At 72.3% G+C, this 2,573-nt stretch carries 3 protein-coding genes; 1 reads left to right on the forward strand and 2 read right to left on the reverse strand.

Annotated features, from left to right (window positions below; translation table 11 throughout):
* A partial coding sequence (locus tag ACK59X_RS30580) for a YbfB/YjiJ family MFS transporter (RefSeq protein ID WP_409962576.1) occupies positions 1 to 883 on the forward strand: 883 nt, incomplete at its 5' end.
* Here ACK59X_RS30580 and ACK59X_RS30585 read toward each other — a convergent pair.
* Positions 858 to 2,099, reverse strand: coding sequence for an ATP-binding protein (locus ACK59X_RS30585; protein WP_409962578.1), 1,242 nt, complete (start codon positions 2,097 to 2,099; stop codon positions 858 to 860). The genes ACK59X_RS30580 and ACK59X_RS30585 overlap by 26 nt on opposite strands.
* Positions 2,100 to 2,114: 15 nt before the next feature.
* A partial coding sequence (locus ACK59X_RS30590; protein WP_409962580.1) for a winged helix-turn-helix domain-containing protein occupies positions 2,115 to 2,573 on the reverse strand: 459 nt, incomplete at its 5' end.

Here is a 2,573-nt window from a genome sequence, read left to right on the forward strand (position 1 = left end):
GCTGCGCTTTCTGGCCGGCGTGGCCAGCGCGCTGGTGTTCCTGGGCACGGCCAACTGGTGCATGGGGCAGCTCACCCGGCTGGGGCGGCCCCAGCTCGCCGGCCTGATCTTCTGCGGACCCGGGCTGGGCATCGTGGCCACGGGCCTGCCCACCGGCGCCATGGTCGCTGCGGGCTGGAGCGCGGCGGCCGGCTGGGCCACGTTCGCCGCGCTGGCGGCCGCGCTGTGCGCGCTGGTCTGGCAGGTCTTTGGCGGTAGCGAGGTGCCTGGCAGCGCGGCCGGTGGGCCCGCCACCCAGGTCCTGCCGGCCGCGCACCCAGCGGGGCAGCGGGCCCTGCATGCGCTGGCCTATGGCCTGGCGGGCCTGGGCTACATCGTCACTGCCACTTTCCTGCCCGGGATCGCGCGCGCCGCGCTGCCCGCCGGCTCGGTCTGGCCGGACTTGTTCTGGCCCGTGTTCGGTGCCGGGGTGGCACTGGGTGCATGGCTCTCGACGCGCATCTCCGCGCACCGCGACCGCCGCTGGCTGCTGGCCGGCGCCTACCTGCTGCAGGCCGCAGGCATTGCCCTGGGCCTGCTATGGCCGGGCCCGGCAGGCTTTGCCCTCGGCAGCCTGCTGCTGGGCCTGCCGTTCACGGCCATCACCTTCTTTGCCTTGCAGGAGGCGCGCCACCAGTGGCCGCAGGCGGCCGCGGGTTTCACGGGCCTGCTCACGGCGCTGTATGGCATCGGCCAGATCGTGGGGCCGCCCATGGCGGCGGCCCTGCTGGCGCATGCGGGCTCACGGGCGCAGGGCTTCGACTGGGCGCTGGGCGTGGCAGCCAGCGTGCTGGTGCTCGGGGCGGGGCTTTACGCCATCATGGCGTGGCGCTGGAAGCGCTGACCGGGAGCCTCAGCACAAAGCATGCGCCGCCGGCACCATCGGGCCGGTCCTCGCAGAACACCATGCCGTTGTGGCGCCCGGCGATCGAACGCACCAGGGCCAGGCCCAGGCCTACGCCGCCGGCGCGCTCGCTGGCGCCCGGCAGGCGGTAGAAGGGCTCGAAGATGCGCTCGCGCTGGCTGGCCGGCACGCCCGGCCCCTGGTCGCAGACGCGCACCTCGGCATGGCCCTGGTGGCGCAGCACGGCCACGCTGATCTCGCCGGTGCTGTAGCGCCGGGCGTTTTCCAGCAGGTTGCGGATGGCGCGGCGCAGCAGCTTGGAGATGCCCTGCACGTCCACCCCGTCGGGGCTGGCGCCCACGTCCAGGTCGGCATCCACGCGCGCGCATTCCTCGGCCGCCAGGCCCACCAGGTCCACGGTTTCCACGGTGCCTACATCGGCCTCGCGCGCGTCCAGGCGGCTGGCCAGCAGGATCTCGTCCACCAGCTGGTCGAGCTCGGCGATGTTGCGCAGGATCTCGGCGCGAAAGGCTGGCGAGGGCTGTTGCCCGCCCATGAGTTCCATGCCCATGCGGATGCGCGTGAGCGGCGAGCGCAGCTCGTGCGAGGCGTTGGCCAGCAGCGACTTGTGCGACTTGACCAGGGTCTCCACCCGTGCGGCAGCGGCATTGAACTGGCGCGCCAGGTCAGCCACTTCGTCCTGGCCCTGCTCGGGCACGCGCACCGACAGGTCGCCTTCGCCGAAATGCTTGACGCTGCGCTGCAGCGCCTCCAGCCGCAGGGTCAGGCGCCGGATGATGGGGTATACGCCCACGGCCACGGCCAGGCCCACGATGCCCAGCAGCCACAGGAAGCCGAACGGTGGCCGGGTCCAGAATGCGGCGTCGCCGCCGCCCCGGCCGCCCCGGTTCTGCGGACGCGGCGCCATCTGCAGCACAAAGGTCTGGCCGGTGTCGGATTCGATGTGGAACTCCACGTTCTCGCCGGGCTCCGAAGGCTGGCGCGCCGCGGGTCCGCGAAACACGACGTCGCCCTTGGCATCGCGCAGCACCATCTCGCGCGAAGGCGGCACGAAGGGCTGGTTGTTGCTCGCCTTCTGCTCCTCGGCGATGCGCCAGGCCCATCCCACGACCAGGGTGAGCACGGCAATGCCGCCGACCACGGCCAGCCAGATGCGCAGGTACAGGCGCCGGGCGAAGGGGTTGGACAGGCTCACGGGGCTCCCATCCCTTCAATCCTGCTGCTTGGCGAACACATAGCCCACGCCGCGCACTGTGAGGATGCGGCGCGGGTTCTTTGCGTCTGCCTCGATGGCAGCGCGGATGCGGCCCATGTGCACGTCGATGGAGCGGTCGAAGGCCTCCAGCTCGCGGCCGCGCACGGCCTCCATGATCTGGTCGCGCGTGAGCACGCGGCCCGCGCGCTCGGCCAAAGCCACCAGCAGGTCGAACTGGTAGGAGGTCAGGTCCGCGGGCTGGCCGCCCACGGTGACGGTGCGCGCATCGCGGTCGATCTCCAGCGTACCGAAGCGCAGGGCCTGGGCCGCAGGCGTGCCGCCGTCGGTGCGGCGGCGCAGGATGGCGCGGATGCGCGCCAGCAGTTCGCGCGGCTCGAAGGGTTTGGGAAGGTAGTCGTCGGCACCGAGTTCCAGGCCGATGATGCGGTCCATGGGGTCGCCCTTGGCCGTGAG

Origin of the sequence: Acidovorax sp., from assembly GCF_046339755.1 — a bacterium.
Classification (GTDB): domain Bacteria; phylum Pseudomonadota; class Gammaproteobacteria; order Burkholderiales; family Burkholderiaceae_C; genus Acidovorax.